This is a genomic window from Ruminococcus sp. CAG:379 (assembly GCF_000434255.1).
Taxonomy (GTDB): Bacteria; Bacillota; Clostridia; order Oscillospirales; family Ruminococcaceae; genus Ruminococcus_F; species Ruminococcus_F champanellensis.
The window spans coordinates 8,680-12,122 of sequence record NZ_FR894832.1; the positions used below are offsets into that span (position 1 = coordinate 8,680).

Below are 3,443 nucleotides of genomic sequence, written 5' to 3' on the forward strand. Positions count from 1 at the left end.
CCATGGAGGCATGGATGGAGGGGCAGGTTTCCGCCTACTTTTTGGAGGTGCGGCAGAGCAATGCCCCTGCCATCGCCCTGTATCAGTCCCTGGGATACCGGCAGGTGGGGGTGCGCCCCCGGTATTATCACAAGCCGGATGAGGATGGACTGCTCATGCGGAAAGATGTAGAAAAAGGATGATCTGACATGTATATATTGGGAATTGAAAGCTCCTGTGACGAAACCGCTGCCAGCGTAGCGGTGGACGGCAGGGATATCCGCTCCAACGTGGTGTCCTCCCAGATCGAGGAGCACAAGCTGTACGGAGGCGTGGTACCGGAGATCGCCTCCCGGCGGCACTGCGAGAATGTGCTGGGGGTGGTACGGCAGGCGCTGCGGGATGCGGACGTGACCCTGGAGCAGATCGACGCCATTGCAGTGACCTATGCGCCGGGGCTGATCGGGGCACTGCTGGTGGGGGTCAGCTTCGCAAAGGGGCTTGCCATGGCAACGGGAAAGCCCCTGGTGCCGGTGCATCACATTTCCGGGCACATTGCCGCCAACTACATTGCCCACCCCAGCCTGGAGCCGCCCTATCTGTGTCTGGTGGCAAGCGGCGGTCACAGCCATATCATCGAGGTGCGGAGCCATACGGAATTCCGGGTCATCGGCAGAACCCGGGACGATGCGGCAGGGGAATGCTTTGACAAATGCGCACGGGTGCTGGGATTCCCCTATCCGGGAGGCGTGCACATTGACCGTGCCGCCAGGGAGGGGAATCCGGAGGGGTATGCTCTGCCTCGCCCCACCGTGGCAGGCAGTGCCTATGATATGAGCTTTTCCGGGCTGAAAACCGCAGTCATCAATCTTGCCCACAACGCCCGGCAAAAGGGGGAGTCCCTCCGGTCGGCGGATCTTGCCGCCAGCGTACAGCACCGGATCGCCGGGATGCTGACGGAAAAGACCATGGCGGCGGCAAGGGATCTGGGGTACCGCGCCATTGCGGCGGCAGGAGGCGTCTGCGCCAATACCGGGGTGCGGCAGGCACTGACGGAGGCATGTGACAAGGCCGGGTATACCTTATATATGCCGCCCCTGTCCCTGTGCGGCGACAACGGAGCTATGATCGCCTGCCAGGGGTATTTCAACTACCTTGCCGGCATGCGGGGCGGCCCGGAGCTGAACGCCATTGCCACCCTGTCCATCGAGGACATCGGGGAGAGCCTGAACTAGCGAACAGAGCATGCAGCACGCATGCTCTTTTTTGCAAGCAGGGCTTGCCTGTGGCGGTGAGACAGAAAGAAACTCCGGCAAAATCACCAAAAAGGATGGGAGAAAATGATGCAAGTCCACGTTGACAGTATCGGCGAAATGTGGTAAAATAATTGTGTTAGGCAGTCGAGGGGACCGCCGACAAGGACGGTACCATGTACATATGTAATAGGTGCCGCCGCAAATCATGCGCAGACTGAACCGCTGCGCCCAAAACAGGGAGGTTACACACCATGAGCAAATCCATCACGAAAAAGCTGTTGGCAGGGCTGACCAGTGCAGCCATGCTGGCAACAGCCACTGCAGTCAACCTGACCACAGTACCCGCCGCAGCTGCGGCAGACACCAAGGTAATCTACAGCACCGACTTTGAGGGGGACAGCTTCGACTTCACCCGCAGAGGCGAGGACGAGACCCTGGAGCTGACCACCGAGCAGGCACACGGAGGCAGTCAGTCCCTGTGCGTCAGCACCCGTGCAAAAAACTGGAACGGGCCCCAGCTGGCGCTGGACAATCTGATCGAAGCCAACACCGAATATGTAGTCAACGCCTACGCTATGACACCCTGGTACGCAACCCTGACCCTCAGCATGCAGTACACGGACGCTGACGGCAATACCCACTACGGCAACATTCTGGGACAGACCAGTCAAGGCGAATGGACTGCCTATGAAAACGTGAAATTCAGTTTCCCGGCAGACACCACCGACTGGTATCTGTACTTTGAGGCAAGCGACGCAAACGCAAATATTTATCTGGATGATTTCACCATCACAGAGGCTCCCGAGGTGGAGTTAGAGGATATCGCTTCCCTGGCAGACGTATACCGGCCCTACTTCAAGATCGGTACTGCTATCGGATCCTCCAACCTGGCATCCAAGCCCTTCATGGGACTGGTGGAAAGGCACTTTAATGAAAGCATCACCTTCGGCAACGAGCTGAAGCCGGATTTCGTCCTGGACAAGGCGGCTACCCTTGCCTATATGGAGGCAAATGGCGGGGATCAGACCAATCCCCAGATCTCTCTGACCAACGCAAAGGCGCTGCTCAACTACTGCCGGGACAACAACATTCCCGTCAGAGGGCATACCCTGGTATGGCACAGCCAGACTCCGGACTGGTTCTTCAAGGAGAATTTCAGCGATGACGGAGACTGGGTATCCAAGGAAGTCATGATCCAGCGTATGGAAAACTACATCAAGAACGTGATGGAAGCCCTGGCTGAGCAGTATCCCACTGTGAATTTCTACGCTTGGGACGTGGTCAATGAGGCTTGGACCGACGGCGGACAGCCCCGTACCGCAGGCTCCAACAACACCTCCAACGGCAACTCCGCATGGGTACAGGTGTTCGGAGACAACTCCTTCATTGAGTATGCATTCAAGTTCGCAAGACAGTATGCACCCGAGGGCTGCAAGCTGTACTATAACGACTACAACGAGTACATTGACGGTAAGACCAACGCCATCTGCGAAATGGCAACGGATCTGAAGGCAAAGGGACTGATCGACGGTATCGGCATGCAGTCCCACCTGGCAACCAACTTCCCCTCCGCAGCACAGTATAAGAAGGCGCTGGAAAAGTTTGCGGCACTGGGTCTGGATATCCAGGTAACAGAGCTGGACATCACCACCAGCGACACCAGTGAGGCAGGTCTGGAAACCCAGGCGCAGATTTACAGCGATATTATGGACGCACTGGTGGAATATTCCGACAGTATCTCCGCTGTAGTCTTCTGGGGCGTTACGGACGACCAGAGCTGGCGTGCAAGTCAGCTGCCCCTGCTGTTCGACAAGGACTTCAAGGCAAAACCCGCATACTACTCCATCGTGGACGGTCTGGAACCGGTAACCACCGCTCCCCAGGATACTACCACAACTACCACTACGACCACAACCACTGCTGCAACCACTGCTCCCAGCGGCGATTTCCTGGCAGGAGACGTGGACTGCAACGGCGTGGTAGAGATCAATGACGCAGTGCTTCTGGCTCGTTATGTAGCACAGGATGACACCGCGAAGATCACGGTACAGGGCGTTGCAAACGGAGACTACAACCAGGACGGCAGTGTGGATTCCACTGACATTACCGCAGTTTGCCGCCAGCTGGCACATCTGACGGACGAGGACGCATAAGTCCTGTTCCACCCCACACACAAAGCGGACTGTTCCTTTCGGAGCAGTCCGCTGT

Annotated in this window: 2 protein-coding genes and 1 pseudogene; all 3 read left to right on the top strand. The window is 57.4% G+C overall.

The window, feature by feature from the left end; genetic code table 11:
• A pseudogene (locus QVO51_RS02150) lies at positions 1-182 on the top strand (hypothetical protein); the annotation flags it as partial.
• Between the two features lie 6 nt (positions 183-188).
• Positions 189-1,214: a tRNA (adenosine(37)-N6)-threonylcarbamoyltransferase complex transferase subunit TsaD gene (gene tsaD, locus QVO51_RS02155; RefSeq protein ID WP_022357046.1), complete on the top strand. Its 1,026-nt coding sequence runs from the start codon at positions 189-191 to the stop codon at positions 1,212-1,214.
• Positions 1,215-1,486: 272 nt separating this feature from the next.
• Positions 1,487-3,388, top strand: a complete 1,902-nt coding sequence (locus tag QVO51_RS02160; RefSeq protein WP_022357047.1) for an endo-1,4-beta-xylanase — start codon at positions 1,487-1,489, stop codon at positions 3,386-3,388.
• Positions 3,389-3,443 lie beyond the last annotated feature (55 nt).